Source organism: Geodermatophilus sp. URMC 63 (assembly GCF_053502565.1).
The window spans coordinates 201,081-224,185 of sequence record NZ_CP199956.1 but is presented as its reverse complement, the minus strand read 5'-3'; the positions used below and the strand labels follow the sequence as shown (position 1 = coordinate 224,185).

General features: G+C 74.2%; 25 protein-coding genes. 21 read left to right on the top strand and 4 right to left on the bottom strand.

Translation table 11 applies throughout. The features are described 5' to 3' along the window. The first annotated feature begins 78 nt into the window (after positions 1 to 78). The 18 genes from rho to ACWIZO_RS00990 all read left to right on the top strand — a co-directional run bounded on the left by rho (position 79) and on the right by ACWIZO_RS00990 (position 16,050). Positions 79 to 2,310 (top strand): transcription termination factor Rho, encoded by a 2,232-nt coding sequence (rho, locus tag ACWIZO_RS01075; protein WP_448640725.1) that lies wholly within the window; start codon positions 79 to 81, stop codon positions 2,308 to 2,310. A 190-nt stretch (positions 2,311 to 2,500) separates the two neighbouring features. After that, positions 2,501 to 2,725, top strand: a complete 225-nt coding sequence (gene rpmE, locus ACWIZO_RS01070) for a 50S ribosomal protein L31 (protein ID WP_446757000.1) — start codon at positions 2,501 to 2,503, stop codon at positions 2,723 to 2,725. Between the two features lie 105 nt (positions 2,726 to 2,830). Beyond that, on the top strand, positions 2,831 to 3,910 hold the full coding sequence (prfA, locus tag ACWIZO_RS01065; RefSeq protein ID WP_448640724.1) for a peptide chain release factor 1: 1,080 nt from the start codon (positions 2,831 to 2,833) through the stop codon (positions 3,908 to 3,910). Between the two features lie 4 nt (positions 3,911 to 3,914). Then, the gene (gene prmC, locus ACWIZO_RS01060; protein ID WP_448640723.1) at positions 3,915 to 4,784 is read left to right on the top strand and encodes a peptide chain release factor N(5)-glutamine methyltransferase; all 870 of its coding nucleotides are present in this window, start codon (positions 3,915 to 3,917) and stop codon (positions 4,782 to 4,784) included. A gap of 6 nt (positions 4,785 to 4,790) precedes the next feature. Then, entirely contained in the window at positions 4,791 to 5,432 is a 642-nt protein-coding gene (locus ACWIZO_RS01055) for an L-threonylcarbamoyladenylate synthase (protein ID WP_448640722.1), read from the top strand. A gap of 164 nt (positions 5,433 to 5,596) precedes the next feature. Beyond that, positions 5,597 to 6,901, top strand: a complete 1,305-nt coding sequence (locus ACWIZO_RS01050) for a glycosyltransferase family 4 protein (protein WP_448640721.1) — start codon at positions 5,597 to 5,599, stop codon at positions 6,899 to 6,901. Further along, a complete protein-coding gene (locus ACWIZO_RS01045; RefSeq protein WP_448640720.1) occupies positions 6,898 to 7,371 on the top strand; it encodes a hypothetical protein in 474 nt (157 codons plus the stop codon). Before ACWIZO_RS01050 ends, ACWIZO_RS01045 begins: the two co-directional genes overlap by 4 nt. Positions 7,372 to 7,384: 13 nt before the next feature. Beyond that, entirely contained in the window at positions 7,385 to 7,717 is a 333-nt protein-coding gene (locus ACWIZO_RS01040; RefSeq protein WP_448640719.1) for an AtpZ/AtpI family protein, read from the top strand. After that, positions 7,714 to 8,544: a F0F1 ATP synthase subunit A gene (gene atpB / locus ACWIZO_RS01035; RefSeq protein ID WP_448640718.1), complete on the top strand. Its 831-nt coding sequence runs from the start codon at positions 7,714 to 7,716 to the stop codon at positions 8,542 to 8,544. The genes ACWIZO_RS01040 and atpB overlap by 4 nt, the downstream gene beginning before the upstream one ends. Positions 8,545 to 8,637: 93 nt before the next feature. Continuing rightward, positions 8,638 to 8,871 (top strand): ATP synthase F0 subunit C, encoded by a 234-nt coding sequence (atpE, locus tag ACWIZO_RS01030; protein ID WP_448640717.1) that lies wholly within the window; start codon positions 8,638 to 8,640, stop codon positions 8,869 to 8,871. A 49-nt stretch (positions 8,872 to 8,920) separates the two neighbouring features. Then, complete coding sequence (locus ACWIZO_RS01025) at positions 8,921 to 9,505, top strand: F0F1 ATP synthase subunit B (RefSeq protein ID WP_448640716.1); 585 nt, start codon at positions 8,921 to 8,923, stop codon at positions 9,503 to 9,505. Next, positions 9,505 to 10,323, top strand: a complete 819-nt coding sequence (locus ACWIZO_RS01020; protein ID WP_448640715.1) for a F0F1 ATP synthase subunit delta — start codon at positions 9,505 to 9,507, stop codon at positions 10,321 to 10,323. The genes ACWIZO_RS01025 and ACWIZO_RS01020 overlap by 1 nt, the downstream gene beginning before the upstream one ends. A gap of 73 nt (positions 10,324 to 10,396) precedes the next feature. Then, positions 10,397 to 12,013 carry a F0F1 ATP synthase subunit alpha gene (gene atpA / locus ACWIZO_RS01015; RefSeq protein ID WP_448640714.1) on the top strand — a complete coding sequence of 539 codons (1,617 nt, stop codon included), beginning with the start codon at positions 10,397 to 10,399 and terminating at the stop codon, positions 12,011 to 12,013. Position 12,014: 1 nt separating this feature from the next. Beyond that, positions 12,015 to 12,968: a F0F1 ATP synthase subunit gamma gene (locus ACWIZO_RS01010; protein ID WP_448640713.1), complete on the top strand. Its 954-nt coding sequence runs from the start codon at positions 12,015 to 12,017 to the stop codon at positions 12,966 to 12,968. Between the two features lie 83 nt (positions 12,969 to 13,051). Further along, complete coding sequence (gene atpD / locus ACWIZO_RS01005; protein ID WP_448640712.1) at positions 13,052 to 14,488, top strand: F0F1 ATP synthase subunit beta; 1,437 nt, start codon at positions 13,052 to 13,054, stop codon at positions 14,486 to 14,488. Between the two features lie 311 nt (positions 14,489 to 14,799). Further along, positions 14,800 to 15,015: a hypothetical protein gene (locus ACWIZO_RS01000; protein ID WP_448640711.1), complete on the top strand. Its 216-nt coding sequence runs from the start codon at positions 14,800 to 14,802 to the stop codon at positions 15,013 to 15,015. Positions 15,016 to 15,176: 161 nt separating this feature from the next. Further along, on the top strand, positions 15,177 to 15,566 hold the full coding sequence (locus ACWIZO_RS00995; RefSeq protein ID WP_448640710.1) for a F0F1 ATP synthase subunit epsilon: 390 nt from the start codon (positions 15,177 to 15,179) through the stop codon (positions 15,564 to 15,566). 82 nt (positions 15,567 to 15,648) lie between these two features. Continuing rightward, the gene (locus tag ACWIZO_RS00990) at positions 15,649 to 16,050 is read left to right on the top strand and encodes a DUF2550 domain-containing protein (RefSeq protein WP_448640709.1); all 402 of its coding nucleotides are present in this window, start codon (positions 15,649 to 15,651) and stop codon (positions 16,048 to 16,050) included. Between the two features lie 12 nt (positions 16,051 to 16,062). Here the strand turns inward: ACWIZO_RS00990 and ACWIZO_RS00985 are convergent, their stop codons facing one another. After that, a complete protein-coding gene (locus ACWIZO_RS00985) occupies positions 16,063 to 16,671 on the bottom strand; it encodes a cob(I)yrinic acid a,c-diamide adenosyltransferase (protein WP_448640708.1) in 609 nt (202 codons plus the stop codon). Between the two features lie 58 nt (positions 16,672 to 16,729). On the opposite strand from ACWIZO_RS00985, the gene murA reads away from it, so the two are divergent. Further along, complete coding sequence (murA, locus tag ACWIZO_RS00980; protein WP_448640707.1) at positions 16,730 to 18,010, top strand: UDP-N-acetylglucosamine 1-carboxyvinyltransferase; 1,281 nt, start codon at positions 16,730 to 16,732, stop codon at positions 18,008 to 18,010. Between the two features lie 54 nt (positions 18,011 to 18,064). Here murA and ACWIZO_RS00975 read toward each other — a convergent pair whose 3' ends face one another. After that, positions 18,065 to 18,394, bottom strand: coding sequence for a hypothetical protein (locus ACWIZO_RS00975; RefSeq protein ID WP_448640706.1), 330 nt, complete (start codon positions 18,392 to 18,394; stop codon positions 18,065 to 18,067). A gap of 154 nt (positions 18,395 to 18,548) precedes the next feature. Here ACWIZO_RS00975 and ACWIZO_RS00970 point away from each other — a divergent pair, with 154 nt between their 5' ends. Next, the gene (locus tag ACWIZO_RS00970; RefSeq protein ID WP_448640705.1) at positions 18,549 to 20,567 is read left to right on the top strand and encodes a methylmalonyl-CoA mutase family protein; all 2,019 of its coding nucleotides are present in this window, start codon (positions 18,549 to 18,551) and stop codon (positions 20,565 to 20,567) included. Between the two features lie 9 nt (positions 20,568 to 20,576). Here the strand turns inward: ACWIZO_RS00970 and ACWIZO_RS00965 are convergent, their stop codons facing one another. After that, complete coding sequence (locus ACWIZO_RS00965; protein WP_448640704.1) at positions 20,577 to 21,302, bottom strand: YqjF family protein; 726 nt, start codon at positions 21,300 to 21,302, stop codon at positions 20,577 to 20,579. A gap of 51 nt (positions 21,303 to 21,353) precedes the next feature. Here ACWIZO_RS00965 and ACWIZO_RS00960 point away from each other — a divergent pair, with 51 nt between their 5' ends. After that, on the top strand, positions 21,354 to 22,127 hold the full coding sequence (locus ACWIZO_RS00960; protein WP_448640703.1) for an enoyl-CoA hydratase-related protein: 774 nt from the start codon (positions 21,354 to 21,356) through the stop codon (positions 22,125 to 22,127). Between the two features lie 80 nt (positions 22,128 to 22,207). Here the strand turns inward: ACWIZO_RS00960 and ACWIZO_RS00955 are convergent, their stop codons facing one another. Next, positions 22,208 to 23,059 carry a hypothetical protein gene (locus ACWIZO_RS00955; RefSeq protein WP_448640702.1) on the bottom strand — a complete coding sequence of 284 codons (852 nt, stop codon included), beginning with the start codon at positions 23,057 to 23,059 and terminating at the stop codon, positions 22,208 to 22,210. Between the last annotated feature and the right edge of the window lie 46 nt (positions 23,060 to 23,105).

Genomic DNA, 23,105 nt, shown 5'->3' with positions numbered 1-23,105 from the left:
GTCATCCGGCCGGACAGGCAGGCGCCGGGTCACCCCCTGCGCTGGTAGGCGCAGGTCACCGCAGGGAAGGACCTGTACGTGAGCGAAACCACCGACCTCGCGACCGTCGGTGCCACCGAGGGCACCGCGGCGGGCGAGGCAGCTGCGGCCACGGGGACGGCGGGCCGGTCCCGCCGCCGCGGCAGCGGACTGGCCGGGATGCTGCTCCCCGAGCTCCAGCGGCTCGCGACCGAGCTGGGCATCCCCGGCACCGGCCGCATGCGCAAGGGCGACCTCGTCGCCGCCATCTCCACCCGGCAGGTCGGCGGCGAGGCCCCGGGCAGCAGCGCCCCGGCGCCCAGCGCCCCGGCCGACAGCACGACCGCCGAGGCCGCCGGTGCTCCCGCGGCGCGCGGCGTCGCGGCGACCGCCGCGCCCCTCGAGGCCCCCGTCAGCGGCGGGGCCAACGGCGGGCCGCTGACCGCCCCGCCCACCACCGACGGCGCCGAGAGCACGCCCCGCCGCCGCCGCGCGGCCAGCCGCCCCGCCGGCGCGCCCACCGAGGCGGGCGCCGAGCCGGCCTCGACCTCGGCCCCCGCCCCCGAGCAGGCCACCACTGCCGCGCCCGCCGCCCCGCCCGCGGAGCGGACGGAGGGCGAGCGGACCGAGGACGAGCGGACGGAGGGCGAGCGGACCGACGGTCAGGGTGACCGCACCGAGGACCGCACCGACGGCGACCGTCCGGCCCGTCGCGACCGCAACCGCCGCGACACCCGTGACCGCGACGGCAACGGCCGCGACGGCGGCCGGGCCGAGCGCGACGGCGGCCGGGACGGGGAGCGCGCCGAGCGCACCCGCGACGGCAGTGGCCGTGACGGCAGTGGTCGTGACAGCAGTGGCCGTGACGGTGAGCGGGCCGAGCGTGCCGGCCGCGACCGCGACGGCGCCCGCGACGGCAACGGCCGGGACGGCCGCGGACCCGACCGGGGCGAGCGCCCCGACCGCGCCGCCCGGCAGGACAACCGCAGCGACCGGAGCGCCGACCGCGGCAACGACCGGAGCGCCGACCGCGAGGACGACGACGACGACTTCGAGGGTGGCCGCGGCCGTCGCGGGCGCCGCTACCGCGACCGCAACCGCCGGGGCGGGCGCGAGCGCTTCGACCAGCCCACCGAGCCGACCGTCAGCGACGACGACGTCCTGCTGCCGGTCGCCGGCATCCTCGACGTCCTCGACAACTACGCGTTCGTCCGGACCTCCGGGTACCTGACCGGCCCGAACGACGTCTACGTCTCGCTGTCGCAGGTGCGCCGGCACGGCCTGCGCCGCGGTGACGCGATCACCGGCGCCGTCCGCCAGCCGCGCGAGGGGGAGCGCAAGGACAAGTACAACGCGCTCGTCCGCCTCGACACCGTCAACGGCCTGGACCCCGAGCAGGCGCGCAACCGGCCGGAGTTCACCAAGCTGACGCCGCTCTACCCGCAGGAGCGGCTGCGGCTGGAGACCGAGCCGCACCAGCTGACCACGCGCGTCATCGACCTCGTCATGCCGATCGGCAAGGGCCAGCGGGCGCTCATCGTCAGCCCGCCCAAGGCCGGCAAGACGATGGTGCTGCAGTCCCTCGCCAATGCGATCACGACGAACAACCCCGAGTGCCACCTCATGGTCGTCCTCGTCGACGAGCGGCCCGAGGAGGTCACCGACATGCAGCGCTCGGTGAAGGGCGAGGTCATCGCCTCGACCTTCGACCGGCCGCCGTCGGACCACACCACGGTCGCGGAGCTGTCCATCGAGCGGGCCAAGCGCCTGGTCGAGATGGGTCACGACGTCGTCGTCCTGCTGGACTCGATCACCCGTCTGGGCCGCGCCTACAACCTGGCGGCCCCCGCCAGCGGGCGCATCCTCTCCGGTGGTGTCGACTCCACGGCGCTCTACCCGCCCAAGCGTTTCCTCGGCGCCGCCCGCAACATCGAGAACGGCGGCTCGCTGACCATCATCGCCTCGGCGCTGGTCGAGACCGGCTCCACGATGGACACGGTCATCTTCGAGGAGTTCAAGGGCACGGGTAACGCGGAGATCAAGCTGGACCGCCGCCTGGCGGACAAGCGGGTCTTCCCGGCCGTCGACGTCAACGCGTCGGGCACGCGCAAGGAGGAGATCCTCATGTCGCCCGACGAGCTGGCCATCGTCATCAAGCTGCGCCGGGTGCTCGCCGCCCTCGAGCCGCAGCAGGCGCTGGAGCTACTGCTCGGCCAGCTGCGCAAGACGCGCAACAACGTCGAGTTCCTCATGCAGGTCCAGAAGAACACGCCGGGCACCGCGCTCGACTGACGAAGGACCCTCCTGCCCCCCACCCCTCGCAGGCTCGGGTGGGGAGGGCAGGAGGGCCCGGCGACGGGGCCCGGCCGGTCAGGGATACTGGTCGGCCGAGCCCCGCGCCACGGCGGGGAGCGGCCGGAATGACCGGTCGGCCGCCCGCGTTCAGACAGACAGCAACGACGTCCCGGAAGAGGCCCGCATCATGAAGCCCGGTATCCACCCCGACTACCACACCACCACGGTGACCTGTGGGTGTGGGAACACCTTCACCACCCGCAGCACCGCGCCCAGCGGTCAGCTGACCGTCGAGACCTGCTCGGCCTGCCACCCCTTCTACACCGGCAAGCAGCGCATCCTCGACACCGGTGGCCGCGTGGCCCGCTTCGAGAAGCGGTTCGGCAAGCGCGGCGCCACCGCCGGCAAGTAGCACCCCCGACGGCGCCCGTCCCACCTCGCGTGGGACGGGCGCCGTCGTCGTGTCCGCCCCCGTGGGCGCTTCCGCGGAAGTGCCCGTCCTGCACGAGAGGTCCGCGTGAGCAGTCCCACCGACGCCGCACCCGACCGGCTGCGCGGGCTGCTCGAGGAGCACGCCGCGCTGGAGACCGAGCTGGCCGACCCGGCCGTGCACGCCGACCCCGGCCGCGCACGGCGGCTGGGCCGCCGCTACGCCCGGCTGGCGCCGGTGGTGGAGACGGCGCGGGCGCTCGACGCCGCCCGCGACGACCTGGGCGCTGCCCGCGAGCTGGCCGCCGAGGACCCCTCCTTCGCCGAGGAGGCCTCCGGGCTCGAGGGCCGCATCGAGGAGCTCACCGACCGGCTGCGCGAACAGCTGCTGCCGAAGGACCCCGACGACGACAAGGACGTCATCCTCGAGATCAAGGCGGGGGAGGGCGGCGCGGAGTCGGCGCTGTTCGCCGGCGACCTGCTGCGCATGTACCTGCGCTACGCCGAGCGCCGCGGCTGGGCCACCGAGGTGCTCGACGCCGTCCCCGCCGAGCTCGGCGGGTACAAGGACGTCTCGATCGCGGTGAAGTCCCGCACCGACGAGGGCATCTGGTCGCGGCTGAAGTTCGAGGGCGGCGTCCACCGCGTGCAGCGGGTGCCGGTCACCGAGTCCCAGGGCCGCATCCACACCTCCGCCGTCGGCGTGCTGGTGCTGCCCGAGGCGGAGGAGGTCGACGTCACCGTCGACCCGAACGACCTGCGCATCGACGTCTTCCGCTCCTCGGGCCCCGGCGGGCAGAGCGTCAACACCACCGACTCGGCGGTCCGCATCACCCACCTGCCCACCGGCATCGTGGTCAGCTCGCAGAACGAGAAGAGCCAGCTGCAGAACCGGGAGTCGGCGCTGCGCGTGCTGCGCTCCCGGCTGCTGGCCGCCGCCCGCGAGGAGGCCGCGGCCACCGCCAGCGACCAGCGGCGCAGCCAGGTGCGCACCGTCGACCGCAGCGAGCGGGTGCGCACCTACAACTTCCCGGAGAGCCGCATCTCCGACCACCGGGTCGGCTTCAAGGCGCACAACCTCGACGCCGTCCTCGACGGCGAGCTCGACCCGGTCATCGACGCGCTCACCCGCGCGCACACCGCCGAGCTGCTGGCGGCCGGCTCCTAGAACCGTGTCCCTGAGTGTCAGAACCCTCCTGGCCGGCGCCGCCCGGCGCCTGGCCGACGCCGGCGTCGAGTCGCCCCGCGTGGACGCCGAGCTGCTGCTCGCCCACGTCCTCGGCGTCCCCCGGACGGCGCTGCTCACCCGTGCCGACGTCGACGACGCGGCCGCCGCCCGCTTCGCCGCGCTGCTCGACCAGCGCGCCGAGCGGGTGCCGCTGCAGCACCTGACCGGGCGGGCGCCGTTCCGCCACCTCGAGCTCGCCGTCGGCCCCGGCGTGTTCGTGCCGCGGCCGGAGACCGAGCAGCTCGCCGAGTGGGCACTCGCCCGGCTGGCCGGTCTCGACGAGCCGGTCGTCGTCGACCTGGGCAGCGGCTCGGGGGCCATCGCGCTGTCCCTCGCGCACGAGCACCCCGGCGCGGAGGTCACCGCCGTCGAGCGCGACCCGCAGGCGCTGGAGTGGACGCGGCACAACGCCGCCCTGCGGGCCGCCGCCGGCGACCGGCCGGTGACCGTGCTCGCCGGTGACATGACCGACCCCGCGCTGCTCGCCGGCCTCGACGGCGCCGTCGACCTGGTCGTCTCCAACCCGCCCTACGTGCCCGACGGCGCCCGCGTGCCCCGCGAGGTCGCCGACCACGACCCGCCGCTCGCGCTGTGGGGCGGCCCCGACGGCCTCGACGTCGTCCGTGGGCTGCTGCGCACCGCCGCCCGGCTGCTGCGCCCCGGCGGCGCGCTGGGCATCGAGCACGCCGACCAGCAGGGGGACGCGCTGCCGGCCCTGGTGCGCGGCGCCGGCGGGTTCACCGACGTCGCCGACCACCCCGACCTCGCCGGCCGCCCCCGCTTCACCACCGCCCGCCGGGCCGCGCGAGACTGACCACCCGTGGCCGACGTCTACGACTGCACCGACCCCGACGCGCGCGCGGCCGGCCTGGACGCCGCGGCCGCCGCCATCGCCCGCGGCGAGCTGGTCCTGCTGCCCACCGACACCGTCTACGGCGTCGGTGCCGACGCCTTCTCACCCGCCGCGGTCACCGGCCTGCTCGCCGCGAAGAACCGCGGCCGGGCCATGCCGGTGCCCGTGCTGGTGGGGGAGGCCTCGACCCTGGCCGGCCTGGTGCTGACCGTGCCCCCGGTCGCCACCCGGTTCGCCGAGGCGTTCTGGCCCGGTGGGCTGACCCTCGTCGTCGAGCACGCCTCGTCACTGGCCTGGGACCTCGGCGACGCCGAGGGCACGGTCGCCGTCCGCCTGCCCGACGACGACGTCGCCCGCGACCTGCTCCGCCGCACCGGTCCGCTCGCCGTCTCCAGCGCCAACCGCTCCGGCCGGCCGGCCGCGACGACGGCCGAGGAGGCGGTCGCCCAGCTCGGCGAGCACGCCGCGGTGGTCCTCGACGGCGGCCCGCGGACCGGGTCGGGGGCCAGCACGATCGTCGACTGCACCGGCCCCGTGCCGCGGGTGCTGCGGGTCGGCGCGGTGCCCGTGGACCGGCTCCGCGAGGTCGTCCCCGAGACCACCGAGTGAGGGCCGCGCGCCCGGCCGAGGGCCTTCGGTCCGCCTCCGGGCGCAGGGGTGGCGATACCGTGGGAGGTCAGCCCTGTCGCCTCGCCCCGGGGAGCACCGTCGCGATGAGCCCCTCCGCCGCGCTCCCGGCCCGGGTGCTGCGCGGTCCCCGTGGGGGCTGAGCCGTGCGCGAGTACGCCGTCGTCCTGCTGACCGCCGCGCTGGTGACCTTCCTGGCCACCCCGGTGGTGCGGGTCGCCGCGGTCCGGCTGCGGATGATGGCCGCGCCGCGCGAGCGGGACGTGCACGTGATCCCCACCCCGCGCGGCGGGGGAGTGGCGATGTACCTGGGTGTGGCCGCCGCGGTGCTCGTGGCCACCCGGCTGCCGGCGCTGCAGCGCACGTTCGACGACTCGCAGACCGCCGCGGTGCTCGTGGCCGGCGGGCTGATCTGCCTGCTCGGCGTCCTCGACGACAAGTTCGGCCTCGACGCCCTCACCAAGCTGACCGGCCAGATCGCCGCCGCCGGCGTGATGGTGCTGATCGGGGTGCAGCTGGCGTTCCTGTTCCTGCCCGTGGCCGACATCGGGACCCTGTCGCTGGGGCCGGACGTGGGCGTGCCGGCGACCATCCTGCTGACCGTCTTCACGGTCAACGCGCTCAACTTCATCGACGGCCTCGACGGCCTGGCCGCCGGCGTCTCGGCCATCGCCGCGCTGGCCTTCTTCGCCTACAGCTACCACCTCGGCCGGGTCGGTTACGACGACGTGGCCAGTGCCCCGGCCCTGATCACCGCCGTGCTCGCCGGTGCCTGCCTGGGCTTCCTGCCGCACAACTTCAGCCCCGCGCGCATCTTCATGGGCGACTCGGGCTCGATGCTCGTCGGGCTGATGCTGTCGGCGGCCGCGGTGTCCGCGACCGGGCAGACCGACTCACAGACCCTGGGCTCCGCGGCGAACCTGCTGCCGCTGACCCTGCCGCTGCTCGTGCCGATCGCGGTGCTGTTCATCCCGTTCGTCGACCTGCTCCTGGCCGTCGTCCGGCGGACCCGGCGCGGCCAGTCGCCGTTCTCGCCCGACAAGATGCACCTGCACCACCGGCTCCTGGCCATCGGCCACTCGCACCGCCGGGCGGTGCTGACCATGTACTTCTGGGCGGCTCTCCTGTCCTTCGGCGCGGTTGCACTGTCCATCACCGGCGGCAAGGTGGAGCTGCTCGTCCTGATCGGGGTGCTGCTCGCCGTGGGTGTCGTCGTCGTCCTCGGCCCGCACGCCCGGCGTGCGGCCCGGGAGGCCCGGGCCGCCGAGATCGCCGCGCAGCGGCGCCGCAGCCGCGCCGCACACCCGAGCACCCGTGGCCCCGCGCTCCCGGCCGACCCCGCGGACCGTCCCAGCGCCGACTCCGCGGACCGTCCCAGCACCGCCTCCGCGGACCGTCCCAGCACCGCCCCCGCGGTGCGCCGCACCGGCGCCGGGCAGGTGATCCCGTGACCTGCCTCCCGCCGGAGCGGCCCGGATGGGACCTGTCCTTCCTGCGCGTCGGGGCCCTCGCGACCGCGGTGGTCGCGGCGGTCGCCGCGCTGGTCGCCGGGCTGGTCGGCGGCTGGGCCGACGCGGTCGGCGTGCTCGCGGCCGCCGCGGTGGTCACGTCCTTCTTCGTCGTCTCGGGCGTCGTCATCGCCTGGGCCGGCCGGATCCACGACAGCTTCACCCTGCCGGCCGCGCTCGGGACGTTCGTCGTGAAGGCGCTGCTCCTCTTCGGTCTGCTGAACGCGCTGCCCGAGGACGGCTGGCTGGACCGGCTGACCATGGCCTGGTCGGTGATCGTCGGGGCCCTGCTGTGGAGCGGCGTGCAGCTGCGCTGGGTGTGGACCCGGCCGCTCTACTACGTGACTCCGCCGGCGCCACCCGGTCAGGCGACCGTGACCCCGGGACCGGACGGGCCCGCGACACGCGGCTGATAGGGTCCCCGCGATGGCCGAGGACGACCCCGCCCGCGGGGATCCCCCTCGGCCCCGACCTGCGCGGGAAGCCCCCCGGGGCAGCGGTGCCGAGACCGGCTATGCGGTCATCGGCACGATGATCTCCGGGATGGCCGTGTGGGGCGGTGCCGGGTGGTTGCTCGACCGGTGGTGGGACACGCGCGTGTTCCTGCCGGTCGGGATCCTCCTCGGCATCTCGGCGGCCATCTACCTGGTCGTGAAACGGTACGGCGGTCTGCCCCCGACGCCGGGGGCGTCCGAGAACGGCAACAGCACCCCGGGCGGACGACGGAGCCGGCCCAGGACGCAGAAGGGACAACGGTGACCTCCAGCGCCCTCGCGCACGTGGACGTCCTCGCCGCCGAGGGCGGCGCAGCGGGTGACGGGTTCCAGGCCCCCGGTCTCGGCGAGTTCTACCCCGAGCCCCTCGCGCAGTTCTCACTGCTCGGCGTCGACTTCGAGATCACGCGCATCACGCTGGGCCTGTGGTTCGCCACCCTGGCGATGCTCGTCTTCATGGTGCTGACGGTCCGCAAGCCGCAGATCATCCCCGGCAAGCTGCAGTTCGTCGGCGAGAGCGGCTACTCGCTCGTCCGCGACGGCATCGCCCGCGACGTCGTCGGCCCGAAGGGCATCCCCTTCGCGCCGTTCCTCGCCGGGCTGTTCTTCTTCATCCTCGCGAACAACTTTATGTCGATCCTGCCGCTGGCGCAGATCTCCCCCATGTCGCGGTTCGCCTTTCCGCTCGTGCTGGCCCTCATCTGCTGGGTCATATACATCTACATCGGCATCCGCGAGCAGGGCGCCGGCCGCTACTTCAAGGACATCCTGTTCCTGCCGGGCGTGCCCAAGCCGATGTACATCCTGGTCACGCCGATCGAGATCCTGCAGAACTTCATCGTCCGGCCCTTCACGCTGGCCGTCCGGCTCTTCGCCAACATGTTCGCCGGTCACATGCTGCTGGTCGTCTTCTCCCTCGGCGCGGTCTACCTCTTCAGCCGCGACAACTTCTCGATCGTGTTCGGGCCGATCTCGGCACTGATGGCGATCGTGATGACGTTCTTCGAGCTGCTGGTCATCTTCCTGCAGGCCTACGTCTTCACCGTGCTGATGGGGACCTACCTCAACGGCTCGATCGAGGCCGAGCACTGAGCCTCGGGCTCGGCCCCCCGGACCGCACCACCCGCACGACCCCCGCAAGCCGCCCGGAGCGCCCGGGCGACGACACAGGAGGAACACCCCGTCATGGATCTGGATCTTCTCGCTGAGCTGAGCGGCAGCATCGGCTCCGTGGGCTACGGCCTCGCCGCCGTCGGCCCGGGCATCGGCGTCGGCATCGTGTGGGCCGCCTACATCCAGGCCACCGCGCGTCAGCCCGAGTCGGCCGGCCTGACCCGGACCTATGCCTTCCTCGGGTTCGCCCTCTCCGAGGCCCTCGCGCTGATCGGCTTCGTCGTCCCCTTCGTCTTCGGCATCTGACCCGTGCCCACGGGCACGGTCACCGACTCCAGACAGGGACACTGAGACCATGAGAACCCTCGCAGCGGAGGAAGCGCACAACCCGCTCCTGCCGCCGCTCGGCGAGATCATCATCGGACTGATCGCCTTCGCGGTCGTCATGTTCGTGTTCTTCCGGTTCGTCGCGCCGCGCTTCGAGCAGGTCTTCCGGGCACGCCGGGAGGCCATCGAGGGCGGGATCGAGCGGGCCGAGGCCATGCAGGCCGAGGCCAAGGCCGCGCTGGAGCAGTACCGCGCCCAGCTGGCCGAGGCGCGCACCGAGGCCGCCCAGATCCGTGACCAGGCGCGCGCCGAGGGCCAGCAGATCCTCGAGGAGCTGCGGGCCCAGGCGCAGGAGGAGTCGGCCCGGATCGTCGCCCGCGGCGAGGAGCAGCTGGCGGCCAACCGGCAGTCGGTCGTCACCGAGCTGCGCGGCCAGATCGGCGCCCTCGCCGTCGACCTGGCCGGGCGCGTGGTGGGGGAGTCCCTGGAGGACGACGCCCGTCGCCGCGGCACGGTCGACCGCTTCCTCGACCAGCTCGACGGCATGACCGGCGGCGGCGCGCCCGACGGGCGCACCGGCAGCACCGTGTTCGTGCCCGGCGGCGACCGCTGATGGACGCCTCCAGCCGCGAGGCGCTCGTGCTCTCGCGCGAGCGCCTGGCGGAGACCACCCGTGGGGCCGCGGGCCCGGGGCTGCTCGCCCTGGCCGACGAGCTGTTCGCCGTCGCGCGGCTGCTCGACGGGCAGATCGCGCTGCGCCGGGCCCTGTCCGACCCGGCGGCCAAGCCCGTCGACCGGGCCGGCCTGGTCGGCCGCGTCCTCGGCGGCCGGGTGTCGGAGGCCACCGTCGACCTCGTGCAGACCGTCGCCCGGCAGCGCTGGTCACGGCCGCTGGACCTCGTCGAGGCCGTCGAGACCCTCGCCACCGAGGCCTCGCTGGACGCCGCGGAGGCCCGTGGCGAGCTCGAGGGCGTCGAGGACGAGCTGTTCCGGTTCGGCCGGATCGTCGCCGGCGACCCGGAGCTCTCGCGCATCCTCTCCGACGACCGGGCGCCCGTGGAGGGCAAGACCGCGCTGCTCGACCGGCTGGTCTCCGGCCGGGTGAGCCCGGTGACCGAGCAGCTGCTGCGGAACTCCCTGACCGCCCGGCACGTCGGCAACGCGGAGAACCGGGTGGAACGCCTCTCGGAGGCCGCCTCCGCGCGGCGGGGCCGGTCGGTCGCCCACGTGACGACGGCGACGCCGCTCACCGCGGCCCAGGAGCAGCGGCTGCGCGACGTCCTCGGCCGGATCTACGGGCGGGCGATCGGCCTGCAGGTGACCGTCGACCCCGACGTCCTCGGTGGCCTGGTCGTCCGCGTCGGCGACGAGGTCATCGACGGCAGCGTCGCCAACCGGCTCGAGATCGCGGGCCGCCGGCTCACCGGCTGACGTCGCGGTACCCGCTCACCGAACCACCAGACAGCACCCAGCAGCACACCCAGCAGGGAAGAGGACGCGAGCCATGGCCGAGCTGACGATCTCCGCAGACGAGATCCGCAGTGCCATCCAGAACTACGTCACCGAGTACTCCCCGGACGTCTCCCGGGAAGAGGTCGGGATGGTCACCGAGGCCGGCGACGGCATCGCGCGTGTCGAGGGCCTGCCCTCGGTCATGACCAACGAGCTGCTCGAGTTCGAGAGCGGCGTCCGCGGCCTGGCCCTGAACCTCGACGTCCGCGAGGTCGGCGTGGTCATTCTCGGTGACTTCGCCGGCATCGAGGAGGGCCAGCAGGTCCGCCGCACCGGGGAGGTCCTGTCGGTCCCGGTCGGTGACGGCTACCTCGGCCGCGTCGTCGACCCGCTGGGCAACCCCATCGACGGCGCCGGCCCGATCGAGACCACCGGCCGCCGCGCCCTGGAGCTGCAGGCGCCCACCGTCGTGCAGCGCCAGTCGGTGCACGAGCCGCTGCAGACCGGGATCAAGGCGATCGACGCCATGACCCCGATCGGGCGCGGCCAGCGCCAGCTGGTCATCGGTGACCGGCAGACCGGCAAGACCGCCATCGTCACCGACACGATCATCAACCAGAAGCAGGCCTGGGCCACCGGAGACCCGGCGCAGCAGGTGCGCTGCATCTACGTCGCGGTCGGCCAGAAGGGCTCGACGATCGCGGCCATCCGCGCCTCCCTCGAGGAGGCCGGCGCGATGGAGTACACGACGATCGTGGCCGCCCCGGCGTCGGAGGCCGCGGGCTTCAAGTACATCGCCCCCTACACCGGCTCGGCCATCGGCCAGCACTGGATGTACGAGGGCAAGCACGTGCTGATCGTGTTCGACGACCTGTCCAAGCAGGCCGAGGCCTACCGCGCCGTCTCCCTGCTGCTGCGCCGCCCGCCCGGCCGCGAGGCCTACCCCGGCGACGTCTTCTACCTCCACTCCCGGCTGCTGGAGCGCTGCGCCAAGCTCTCCGACGAGCTGGGCGCCGGGTCGATGACGGGTCTGCCGCTGATCGAGACCAAGGGCAACGACGTGTCGGCCTACATCCCGACCAACGTCATCTCGATCACCGACGGGCAGATCTTCCTCGAGACCGGTCTGTTCAACTCCGGCGTCCGCCCGGCCATCAACGTCGGCATCTCGGTCTCCCGGGTCGGTGGCTCGGCGCAGATCAAGGCGATGAAGTCCGTCGCCGGCCGGCTGCGCCTGGACCTCGCGCAGTACCGAGAGCTGGAGGCCTTCGCCTCCTTCTCGTCGGACCTCGACGCCTCGAGTCGCGCCACCCTGGACCGCGGCCAGCGCCTCGTCGAGCTGCTCAAGCAGGGGCAGTACCAGCCCTACCCGGTCGAGCGCGAGGTCGTCTCGCTGTGGCTGGGCACCACCGGCAAGCTCGACCGCGTCCCGGTCGGTGACGTCCGCCGCTTCGAGTCGGAGTTCCTCGACCACATCGCCCGGGCCGAGCCCGGCGTCTACGACGAGATCCGCACCTCGCGGACGCTCGGCGACGACGCCGTCGGCAGCCTCGAGCGCGCCGTCGAGGGCTTCTACCGGAACTTCACGACGACGGACGGCAGCTCGCTGACCGACGACGACGAGGCGGGCGCCAGCGCCCAGGGCGTCTCGACGACGAAGAGCGCCTGACGTGGCCGGCTCCCTCCGCGCGCTGCGGCGCCGCATCCGCTCCACCCAGTCGACGAAGAAGATCTTCTCGGCTCAGGAGCTGATCGCCGGTGCCCGCATCGTGCGCGCGCAGGCCCGGGTGGAGGCCTCCAAGCCCTACGCCCGGGAGATCACCCGCGTGCTGACCGCGCTCTCGGCTTCGGCGTCCCTGGAGCACCCGCTGCTCAACGAGCGCACCGACACCCGACGGGCGGCGGTCCTGGTGATCACCTCCGACCGGGGGTTCGCCGGCTCCTACAACGTCAACGTGCTGCGCCGGACCGAGGAGCTGCTCGGCACCCTGCGCCAGCAGGGCAAGGAGCCCGTCCTCTACGTCGTGGGCCGCAAGGGGGAGACCTACTACTCCTTCCGCGACCGGCCGGTGGAGGACACCTTCACCGGGTTCTCCGAGCAGCCGGCCTACTCGGACGCGCAGGAGGTCGGTCGCGCGCTGATCGACGTCTTCGAGCCCGCCGAGGACGGCGACCGCAGTGGCGGTGTCGACGAGGTGCACATCGTCTACACCGAGTTCCGGTCGCTGCTGGCCCAGGTGCCGGTCGCCAAACGGCTGGCCCCGATGGACCCCGAGGACGTCGAGGGCGGCGACGGGGACGCCGACGAGGCGGCAGCCGGCCGGCCGGCCGGTGACAGCGGCGTCCCCACCTCCTACGAGTTCGAGCCCTCGCCCGAGGCGCTGCTCGACGCGCTGCTGCCCAAGTACGTCACCACTCGCATCTACGCGGCGATGCTCGAGGCGGCGGCCTCGGAGTCGGCGTCGCGGCGGCGGGCGATGAAGTCGGCGTCCGACAACGCCGAGGAGCTGGCCAAGAACCTCTCCCGCCAGGCCAACCAGGCCCGGCAGGCGGAGATCACCCAGGAGATCAGCGAGATCGTCGGTGGCGCCGACGCGCTGGTCTCGGCCGGCGCCGACGACTGACCGACCGGTCCCCGCCGTCGCCACGGACGGGGACACTGCAACTGCGACACCACTGAAGCTGCGAGGGCAGGAGAGCACTCCCCATGACCGTCACCGAGGACCGTCCGACCACCCAGACGACCGGCCGCGTCGTCCGGGTCACCGGGCCGGTCGTCGACGTCGAGTTCCCGCGCGACGCGATGCCCGACCTGTTCAACGCCCTGCACGTCGACGTCACCCTCGCCGACCTGGGCAAGACCCTGACCCTCGAGGTCGCCCAGCACCTGGGTGACAACGTGGTCCGCACCATCTCCATGGCCCCGACCGACGGGCTGGTCCGCGGCGCCGAGGTTTCCGACACCGGCGCGCCGATCAGCGTCCCGGTGGGCCCGGACGTCACCGGCCACGTGTTCAACGCACTCGGCGAGTGCCTGGACACCCCCGGCTACGGCCGGGACCTGCCGCGCTGGTCGATCCACCGGCACGCGCCGCGCTTCGACCAGCTCGAGGGCCGCACCGAGCTGCTCGAGACCGGCATCAAGGTCATCGACCTGCTGACGCCGTACGTGGCCGGCGGGAAGATCGGCCTGTTCGGCGGGGCGGGCGTCGGCAAGACGGTGCTCATCCAGGAGATGATCCGCCGCGTCGCCCAGGAGTTCGGTGGCGTGTCGGTGTTCGCCGGCGTCGGCGAGCGCACCCGGGAGGGCAACGACCTCATCACCGAGATGACGGAGTCCGGCGTCATCGACTCGACCGCGCTGGTCTTCGGCCAGATGGACGAGCCGCCGGGCACCCGGCTGAGGGTGGCGCTGTCGGCACTGACGATGGCGGAGTACTTCCGCGACGAGCAGAACCAGGACGTGCTGCTCTTCATCGACAACATCTTCCGGTTCACCCAGGCCGGGTCCGAGGTCTCCACGCTGCTGGGCCGCATGCCCTCCGCCGTGGGGTACCAGCCGACCCTCGCCGACGAGATGGGCGAGCTGCAGGAGCGGATCACCTCGACGCGCGGTCACTCGATCACCTCGCTGCAGGCGATCTACGTGCCCGCCGACGACATCACCGACCCCGCACCGCACACGACCTTCGCCCACCTCGACGCGACGACCGTGCTCTCGCGGCCGATCTCGGAGAAGGGCATCTACCCGGCCGTCGACCCGCTGGACTCCACCAGCCGGATCCTCGACCCGCAGTACGTCGGGCAGGAGCACTACCAGGTCGCCCAGACGGTCAAGCAGATCCTGCAGCGCTACCAGGAGCTGCAGGACATCATCGCGATCCTCGGCATCGACGAGCTGTCCGAGGAGGACAAGGTCACCGTGCAGCGCGCGCGGCGGATCGAGCGCTTCCTCTCGCAGAACATGTTCGTGGCCGAGGCGTTCACCGGTCAGCCCGGCTCGTACGTGCCGCTGTCGGAGACCCTCCAGGCCTTCAAGGCGCTCACCGAGGGCAACTACGACCACGTGCCCGAGCAGGCCTTCTTCATGTGCGGTGGCCTCGAGGACCTCGAGCGCAACGCCGAGAAGCTCAAGCGCGGCTGAGGAGGACCCCTCGCCCCCGCCCCCCGCGGCGGGGGCGAGGGGTCGTTCCCGCACGTCACCGACGGCCGGGTCCCCGCAGGGGGGCCCGGCGGTCGTGCGTCGTGGTGGAGCGTCCGTGGTGGCCCGTCCGTGGTGTCGACGTACCGGTGTCCTCACCGTGCGTCGGGACGCTCCGTGTCGCCGACCTGGGGTGGTTGTGCGCCCGGGTCCGTGGGCACGGGCCTGGCGGTCGCCCCTCAAGTGCAGCAGCATCCCTGCCGATCGAGCAGGTGGTGACCGGAGGGACCGGACGCGCACTGCGGGAGACGACGATGGACTGGCTGGACGCCACGAGCACGGACGGCACGCCGATCCGGCTGCCCGGTGCCGGGGCGATCGACCCCGGCTGGACCTGGCCGCCATCAGCACCGGTGCCGCACGTCGACGCCCGCTGCTTCGACACCGAGGACTGGGCCCCGGCCTCGACGGTCCGCCACCCGTGGGTGCGGGTGGGGCGCTGGACGCTGCTGTACCGCCGGGCGGCCTGAAGCAGGACCCCGCCCTCCGCCCCCGGGCCGCACGGACGGGTGGCGCCGCCCGGCCCGCGCCGGGCGTCCCCGGTCGCGCGGCTAGAGTGAGCACGACCGTCGCCGTGCCCGCCCGGCCCGGCGCCCTGAGCACCGTTCGTCGGTGGACCCGGAGGAGTGTCGTGGCGACCCTGCAGGTCGAGTTGGTGGCCGTCGAGCGGATCATCTGGTCCGGTGAGGCGAGCATGGTCATCGCCCGCACGACCGAGGGTGAGATCGGCGTCCTGCCCAGCCACGCCCCGCTGCTCGGTGAGCTGGCTCCCGGCGGCGTCGTGACCATCCGCACCACCGAGGGCGAGGACCTGGTCGTCGCCGCGCACGGCGGCTTCCTCTCCGTGACCCCGCGCGGGGTGTCCATCCTCGCCGAGACCGCCGAGATCTCCTCCGAGATCGACGTCGAGCGCGCCCGCGAGGCGTTGCGCCGGGCCGAGGAGGGCGGCGACGACCCCGACGCCCTCGCCGCCGCCCGCCGCGCCCAGTCGCGGCTGCGGGCCGCCGGCCAGGCCGACTGAGGGTCCTCGTGCCCCCCGGACCTCGCCCCGCTCGGCCCGGGTCCGTGCACGAGGGCCGGCCCGCGGGGCGCGCGACCCGCCGGTGACCACGTTCCTGATCGTCCTGGCGGTGACGCTCGTGGTCGCCCTGGTGGTCGCCTTCCTGCTCCGCCGCCGCCTGCTCCTGACCGGGCTCGGCGCGGTCACCATGTGGCTGCGGCCGGCCGGGAGCTCCCGCTGGTCGGTGGGCGTGGCCTGGTACGGCGGGGACGCCCTGCTCTGGTACCGGGGCCTGTCGCTGTCGGTCCGTCCCCAGCAGCGGCTGTGCCGCAGCGAGGTGCGCATCGAGGGCCGCCGCGGTGCCGCCCGCGACGACGTGGCGCTGCCCGACGACGTCGTCGTCCTGTCCTGTGCCACCGGTAGTGGGCGCAAGGAGCTCGCGATGGAGCCCTCGACGGTCACCGGCTTCCTCTCCTGGGTGGAGTCCGCGCCCCCGGGGCGCTGACGGAGAGGACCCTCAGCCCTCGCGGCGCGCCGCGCGCTGGGCGTGCACGCCGCTGTGCGCGCCGGGCTCCCACAGCACGTCGCCGCCGGGGTTGGCCGCGCGGGCGAGGATGAACAGCAGGTCCGACAGGCGGTTGAGGTAGCGCGCCGTCTCGGGGTTGGTGCGCTCGCCGTCGGCCTGCAGCAGCGCCCACACGCTGCGCTCGGCCCGCCGGACGACGACCCGCGCCTGGTGCAGCAGCGCGGCCAGCGGCGTCCCTCCGGGGAGGATGAAGCTGGTCAGCGCCGGCAGCGCCTCGTTGTGCTCGTCGCAGGCCGCCTCCAGCCGCTCGGTGTAGGCAGCGGTCACCCGCAGCGGCGGGTACTGCGGGTCCGGCACCGCCGGGGTCGAGAGGTCCGCGCCGACGTCGAAGAGGTCGTTCTGCACGCTGCGGACCAGCTCGACCAGCTCCGTGGACGGCGAGCCGAGCGCGAGCGCGACGCCGAGCGCGCTGTTGGCCTCGTCGACGTCGGCGTAGGCGACCAGCCGCGGGTCGGTCTTGGCGACCCGGCTCATGTCGCCCAGGTGCGTCTGGCCGGCGTCACCGGTCTTCGTGTAGATGCGGGTCAGCCGGACGGTCATGTGGGCGAGCCTAGGTCGTGCGCGGGACCCTGCAGCGGGGCCACCGTAGGGTGTGCCGGTGCAGTGCTTCGAGGTGACCGGCGGCACGGCCCTGACCGGCCGGGTTCGGGTCACGGGGGCGAAGAACAGCGCCCTCAAGCTCATGGCCGCCGCGTTGCTGGCCTCCGGTCGGACCACCGTCGAGGAGGTCCCCGACATCCTCGACGTCTCGATCATGAGCGAGGTGCTGCGCCGGCTCGGCTGCGGCGTCACCTACGAGCGATCGGGCCACCCGGGCGGGGGCGGGCGCGTGGTCGTCGACGTCCCCGAGGTCCCCGCGACCGAGACCGACTACGACCTGGTCCGCAAGATGCGCGCCTCGATCAGCGTGCTCGGCCCGCTGGTCGCCCGCTGCGGCAGCGCCCGGGTCGCGCTGCCCGGCGGTGACGCGATCGGCTCGCGCGGGCTGGACATGCACATCTCCGGCCTCGAGCGGCTCGGTGCCTCCATCCACAGCGAGCACGGCTTCCTGGTCGCCAGTGCGCCCCGGCTGCGCGGGACGTCGATCTGGCTGGACTTCCCGTCGGTCGGGGCCACCGAGAACCTGCTCATGGCCGCGGTGCTCGCCGAGGGCACCACCGTCATCGACAACGCCGCCCGCGAGCCGGAGATCGTCGACATCTGCTCGATGCTCACCGCCATGGGCGCGCGGATCGACGGCGCGGGCACCTCCACGCTGACCGTCGAGGGCGTGACCCGGCTGGCGCCGGTCACCTACACGACCGTGCCCGACCGGATCGTCGCCGGCACCTGGGCCATCGGCGCGGTGATGACCCGCGGCGACGTCGTCGTCGAGCGGGCCGTGGCCGACCACCTCGCCGTCCCGCTGGACAAGCTGACCGGCGCCGGCGCCACGGTGGAGGTCGTGCCCGACGGCGTCCGGGTCGCCATGGACGACCGGCCGCGGGGGGTCGACGTCGTGACGCTGCCCTTCCCGGGCTTCCCGACCGACCTGCAGCCGATGGCGGTCGCGCTCGCGGCGGTGTCGACCGGCTCGGCGCTCATCACGGAGAACGTGTTCGAGGGCCGGTTCATGTTCGTCAACGAGCTCGTGCGCCTGGGCGCCGACGTGCGCATCGACGGCCACCACGCCGTCGTCCGCGGCCGCGAGCGGCTCTCCAGCGCCCCCGTGCTCGCCACCGACATCCGCGCCGGCGCGGGGCTGGTGCTGGCGGGGCTGGTCAGTGACGGCGTCACCGAGGTTCAGGACGTGCACCACGTCGACCGCGGCTACCCCGACTTCGTCGAGCAGCTGCGCGGCCTGGGCGCGCAGGTCCGGCGGGTCGAGCGTCCCGACTAGCGGCCCGGTGCAGGGGCCCGCCGCGAGCGGGTGGGCGGTGGGGGGCGGGGTCCTTCACGCCGCGGGGAAGGAGGCCGCCAGCTCGCGGGCGCGGGCGGCGTCCTCCGGGAAGACCAGCACGTCGGCCCGGTGCGCCGTGGGGAAGCGGACGGTCGAGCGGATCCCGGCGTCGGAGAGCACCGCGCGCAGGGCGAGGGCCGACTCCCGGCGCGACAGGGTGGCCACGCGGGTGAGCAGCCCGTCGTCGGACGGTGCCGGGCTCCGGCGGCCGCTGCCGGCACCGTCGCTGCCGAAGGCCCACCGCATGAACAGGGCCAGCAGGACCATCACCACGACCGCGACGACCGGTCCGGCGATGTAGCTGAGGCTGCCCGGCTGGAGCACCCGTCCTCCTTCGGCACGACCGGCCCTCGTGCAGGGGCCCGGCCCGAGCGGAGCGGGGGGCGGGGGCACGAGGGTCCTCCCCCGAGTGTGCCACCGCTGACGTCACCCCACCGGGCTGCTACTGGTCGGTAGCCGGCCCCTACACTCCGCGGGCATGCCGTTCCCCTCGCAGCCGTGGGAGCGCGACCGCCCCTGGGTCATGCGCACCTACGCCGGCCACTCCTCGCCGGCCGAGTCCAACGCGCTCTACCGCCGGAACCTGGCCAAGGGGCAGACCGGCCTGTCGGTGGCCTTCGATCTGCCGACGCAGACCGGCTACGACCCCGACGACGAGCTGGCGGTCGGTGAGGTCGGCAAGGTCGGTGTGCCGGTCACGCACATCGGCGACGTGCGGGCGCTGTTCGACGGCATCCCGCTCGACGAGATGAACACGTCGATGACGATCAACGCCACCGCCATGTGGCTGCTCGCGCTCTACCAGGCCGTGGCCGAGGAGCAGGGGCACGACGTCGCCCAGCTGGCCGGGACGACGCAGAACGACATCATCAAGGAGTACCTGTCGCGGGGCACCTACGTGTTCCCGCCCGGGCCCTCGATGCGACTGATCACCGACGTGGTCGCCTACACGGTGACGGCCATGCCGAAGTGGAACCCGATCAACATCTGCAGCTACCACCTGCAGGAGGCCGGGGCGACACCGGTGCAGGAGATCGCCTACGCGATGAGCACCGCGATCGCGGTCCTGGACTCGGTGCGCGACTCCGGCCAGGTGCCGCAGGAGCGCTTCGGCGAGGTGGTCGCGCGCATCTCCTTCTTCGTCAACGCGGGCGTCCGCTTCGTCGAGGAGATGTGCAAGATGCGGGCGTTCACCCAGCTCTGGGACGAGCTGACCCTCGAGCGCTACGGCGTGCAGGACGCGAGGCACCGCCGCTTCCGCTACGGCGTGCAGGTCAACTCCCTCGGGCTGACCGAGGCGCAGCCGGAGAACAACGTCCAGCGGATCGTGCTGGAGATGCTCGCGGTCACGCTCTCCCGGGACGCCCGCGCCCGCGCGGTCCAGCTGCCGGCCTGGAACGAGGCCCTGGGCCTGCCCCGGCCGTGGGACCAGCAGTGGTCGCTGCGGCTGCAGCAGGTGCTCGCCTACGAGACCGACCTGCTCGAGTACGAGGACCTGTTCACCGGGTCGGTCGTGGTCGAGGCGAAGGTCAGCGAGCTGGTCGAGGGCGCCCGCGCGGAGATCGCCCGGGTGCAGGAGATGGGCGGGGCGGTCGCGGCCGTCGAGTCCGGTTACATGAAGGGCCAGCTGGTCGCCTCGCTGGCCCGGCGCCGGCGGCGGATGGAGAGCGGCGAGGACGTCGTCGTCGGCGTCAACCGGTTCCAGAGCACCGAGCCCAACCCGCTGCTGGCCGACCTCGACGCCGCCATCCAGGTCGTCGACCCCGCCGTGGAGGCCGCCGCGCAGGAGGCCGTCCGCGCGTGGCGCGCCGGGCGGGACCCCGGACCGGTCGAGCGGGCGCTCGCCGCGCTGCGCGAGGCGGCCGGCAGCGACGTCAACCTGGTGCCGGCCACCCTCGAGTGCGCCCGCGCCGGCGTGACGACGGGGGAGTGGGCCGGCGTCCTGCGGGAGGTGTTCGGCGAGTACCGCGCGCCCACCGGGGTCGCGGCGGCCACCGGGGGCGGCGAGGCCGACGAGACGCTGACCGCCGTCCGGGAGCGGGTGCGGGCCACCGGGGAGGAGCTGGGCGGCCGGCTGCGGTTCCTCGTCGGCAAGCCGGGTCTCGACGGGCACTCGAACGGCGCCGAGCAGATCGCCGTCCGCGCCCGGGACGCCGGCTTCGAGGTGGTCTACCAGGGCATCCGGCTCACGCCGGCGCAGATCGTGTCGGCCGCCGTCGAGGAGGACGTCGACGTCGTCGGCCTGTCGGTGCTGTCCGGCTCGCACCTGCAGGTGGTGCCGGCGGTCCTGCGGGGCCTGCGTGAGGCCGGGCTGGACGACGTCCCGGTGGTCGTCGGCGGGATCATCCCCGACAGCGACGCCCGCCGGCTGCGCGAGCAGGGGGTGGCCCGCGTCTTCACCCCCAGGGACTTCGGGCTCGACGAGATCATGGGCCAGGTCGTCGACGTGGTCCGCCGTGCCCGTGGGCTCGACGAGCGGGTGGCGGCGCCCGCCTGAGGCGGGTCGTCAGAGCCGGGGGCCGAAGCGGACGTCGACCCCGGGGGAGAACAGCACGCTGTCCGGTGGGCCGCCGGTGCCGGGCAGCCCGGCCGCGGCGAGCAGGTCGCCGTCCCAGGTCAGGAGCTCGGCGCGGTGCAGCGGCCAGGCCGGGTGCTCGTTGGGCCAGTAGCGCGTGCGGCCGCGCCAGGTCTGGTGCAGGCCCCACCGGCCGGTGAGGAAGCGTTCGAGCGGGCCGGGGGCGGTCAGCCGCGGTCCCACCCCGATCTCGATCCGGCCGCCGGCGCCGCGGGGGCCGGGCCAGCGCCGGCGGGAGGTGTAGGTCACCCGGTCGCCGTCGCGGGCGAACCGCATCCGCGCCCACAGGTAGGGCAGCCCCGCGGCGCGGGCGACGAGCACCGGCAGCAGCCGGTCGGCGTCCAGGGACCGGAAGACGACGCCGCGGCGGCCCTGCCCGTCCACGGAGTACAGCCGCACGTTGGTCTCGAGGAACGAGCCCACCCAGGGCAGCCCGGGGGAGCCGAGGACGCCGATGCGGCGCATGCGGAAGGGGACCAGGCCCACCCACGTGCGCCCGTCCGGGGTCGTGTCCGGCCGGGTCCCCGGCGGCAGCAGCGGCGCGACGAGCGCGGGGTCGACCGCCCAGTGCAGGAAGGCGACGTCGCGCCAGCCCTGGCTGAACAGGGTCCGCCCGGCGGCTCGCGGTGCGGTGTCGGTGACGTCCTCGGGCTGCACGCCCCCAGCCTCCGTTGCCTCCCGGGTGGGGCGCGTGGTGAGGTCGCTCACATGACTGCAGAGGGCGCTCCGCGGGTCGAGCGCGACGGCGACGTCGTCCGCATCACGATGTGCCGGCCGCGCAAGCGCAACGCGCTGTCGCGGGAGCACCTGGGCCAGCTGCTGGCCGCCGTCACCGAGGTGGGCGGGTCGGACGCGGCCGGCATCGTGCTGGCCGCCGAGGGGCCGGTGTTCAGCGCCGGGCACGACTTCGCCGACGTCGTCGACGCGCCGCTGCCGGAGGTGCGCAGCCTGCTGGCGCTGTGCACGGAGCTGATGGAGGCCGTCCAGTCGGTGCCGCAGGTGGTCCTCGCGCGGGTGCACGCCCTGGCCACCGCCGCCGGCTGCCAGCTGGTCGCCTCCTGCGACCTCGCCGTGGCGGCCGAGTCGGCCGGCTTCGCCGCCCCGGGCGGCAAGGGCGGCTGGTTCTGCCACACGCCGATGGTGGCCATCGCGCGCAACGTCGGGCGCAAGCGGGCGATGGAGCTGGCCCTGACCGGCGACGTCATCGACGCCCGGACGGCGCTGGACTGGGGCCTGGTCAACCGCGTGGTGCCCGACGCCGACCTCGACGCCGCCGTCGACGACCTGCTGGGGCGGGCGGTCCGCGGCTCGCGGGCCAGCAAGGCCTGGGGCAAGCAGACGATGTACGCCCAGCTCGACCGTCCCGAGCGCGACGCCTACACGACCGCCGTCGAGGTCATGGCCGCCGCCAGCCAGCTCGACGGTGCCCGCGAGGGCATGCGCTCGTTCCTGGAGAAGCGCCCGCCGGTCTGGACCGATTGAAGGACCCTCCTGCCCCCCACCACTCGCACGCTCGCGGCGGGACCCTGCAGGAGGGCCGGATCACGGGACGACGGGGGCGATCACCCGAGGTCGGCGCACCCGCTCTCGTGCGGCAGCGCCGGCCGGAGCACGATCGACCAGCGGCCGCCGTCCGGGGTGACCCACGGGGTGAGCGCGTTCGCCGAGGCCGCGGCGGCGAGCACGTCGGCCGCCTGCTGCCCGGTCGCGCTCACGCACGTCAGCCCCGCCCCGAGCGGGGTGCCGGGCAGCTCCGGTCCCGGCCAGGCCACGTCGGGCTGCGGCAGCTCGGGGTCGCCGCCGGTGTGGGGCTGCACGACCGCGGCGACCGTCTGCGGGACGTGGGGCCGCGTCGTCCCCGGCAGGCCGGTGAGCCCGTCGAGCAGGTCGCGCAGCCGGCCGCGGGCCTCCCGCTGCTCCGCGGTCAGGGCGTCGTCGGGGGTCTCGGCCAGCGCGTACACCTCCCGGACGGCGGTCCCGTCCTCGGTGACGAGGGTGAAGCGGGTCGTCGTCGCGTCGGCCAGTGGCGGCTGCCCGAGGTCGTCGGTCCCCGTCACCCCCGCGGCCACCGCCCGGTCGACCAGGTCGCGGACGGTCGCCCGGTCGACCTCCTGCACCTGGACGTTCGGCAGCGCCGGCGCCGGCCACACCGCGATGCGCGGCCCCTGGGTGAGGACCCGGCCGTCGCCGTACACGGTGACCAGCGGCAGGCGGGTGGCCAGCTCCGCCGGCGTGGTGAAGCCGCCGGTCTCGGCGACCTGGAGGACCAGACCCGTCGGCAGCGGCGCGGGGCCGGACGACGGGGCGCCGGCGTCCCCGGACGGCGCGGCCCCGCCGGAGGCGCAGGCCGCGACCGCCAGCAGCAGGACCAGCGCGGCGGCGCGGCCCGCGGCCCGCGCCGCGCTCCGCCTCACGGTCCTCCGACGGGTCACGCGACGGGTCACGGTCCTCCGACGCCCG

Bases quoted from the DNA above. Each gene is read 5' to 3' on its own strand.
- atpE (WP_448640717.1), top strand. From the start codon at position 8,638: ATGGATCTGGATCTTCTCGCTGAGCTGAGCGGCAGCATCGGCTCCGTG.
- ACWIZO_RS00970 (WP_448640705.1), top strand. From the start codon at position 18,549: ATGCCGTTCCCCTCGCAGCCGTGGGAGCGCGACCGCCCCTGGGTCATG.
- ACWIZO_RS01025 (WP_448640716.1), top strand. From the start codon at position 8,921: ATGAGAACCCTCGCAGCGGAGGAAGCGCACAACCCGCTCCTGCCGCCG.
- ACWIZO_RS01000 (WP_448640711.1), top strand. From the start codon at position 14,800: ATGGACTGGCTGGACGCCACGAGCACGGACGGCACGCCGATCCGGCTG.
- ACWIZO_RS01040 (WP_448640719.1), top strand. From the start codon at position 7,385: ATGGCCGAGGACGACCCCGCCCGCGGGGATCCCCCTCGGCCCCGACCT.
- ACWIZO_RS00985 (WP_448640708.1), bottom strand. From the start codon at position 16,671: ATGACCGTCCGGCTGACCCGCATCTACACGAAGACCGGTGACGCCGGC.
- rpmE (WP_446757000.1), top strand. From the start codon at position 2,501: ATGAAGCCCGGTATCCACCCCGACTACCACACCACCACGGTGACCTGT.
- atpD (WP_448640712.1), top strand. From the start codon at position 13,052: ATGACCGTCACCGAGGACCGTCCGACCACCCAGACGACCGGCCGCGTC.
- ACWIZO_RS01020 (WP_448640715.1), top strand. From the start codon at position 9,505: ATGGACGCCTCCAGCCGCGAGGCGCTCGTGCTCTCGCGCGAGCGCCTG.
- atpA (WP_448640714.1), top strand. From the start codon at position 10,397: ATGGCCGAGCTGACGATCTCCGCAGACGAGATCCGCAGTGCCATCCAG.
- ACWIZO_RS00960 (WP_448640703.1), top strand. From the start codon at position 21,354: ATGACTGCAGAGGGCGCTCCGCGGGTCGAGCGCGACGGCGACGTCGTC.